This window comes from Mesorhizobium sp. M0496 (assembly GCF_040321205.1).
Classification (GTDB): domain Bacteria; phylum Pseudomonadota; class Alphaproteobacteria; order Rhizobiales; family Rhizobiaceae; genus Mesorhizobium.
The window spans coordinates 1-534 of sequence record NZ_JAMYRC010000116.1; the positions used below are offsets into that span (position 1 = coordinate 1).

Consider the following 534-nt stretch of genomic DNA (forward strand, 5'->3'; position numbering starts at 1 on the left):
ATCGCGACGCCGAGGCTGGCGTAGTAGGCAACCGCCGCCTTGAGGAAGGCGATGGCGCTTTCTTTTTTCTCGTCGGGCAGTATCTGCGAGAAGGCAATGCGCGAGGCGTCGTCGATGCAGACATGGACGAACTCCCAGCCGGCGCCGCGCGACTTGCCCTTTTGCGGATCGCCGGTGATGCGATGGCCGACCTGGCTGAAGCGGCCGAGCTTCTTGATGTCGATGTGGATCATCTCGCCGGGGTGCTCGCGCTCGTAGCGCCGGACCGGTTCGGCCGGCTCGATATCGCTCAGCCGCGACAGCCCGGCGCGCTTGAGAACCCGGCTGACGGTGGCGGGCGAGACGCCGACCTCCATGGCGATGTGACTGCCGGTCCAACGCTGCCGCCGCAGCGCCACGATACGCTCGGCGATCGACGTGGCGGTGGCCTGTGGCATACGGGCAGGTCGCGAGGAACGATCGATCATGCCTTTGCTGCCCTCGGCCTTGTAGCGCTCGACCCAGCGCGCCACGATCTTGGCCGACACGCCGTAG

Annotated in this window: 1 protein-coding gene; it reads right to left on the minus strand. The window is 66.9% G+C overall.

Translation table 11 applies throughout. The features are described from left to right. Positions 1–534 (minus strand): helix-turn-helix domain-containing protein (locus NKI73_RS33595; protein ID WP_352636359.1); only part of this gene is annotated, 534 nt, incomplete at both ends.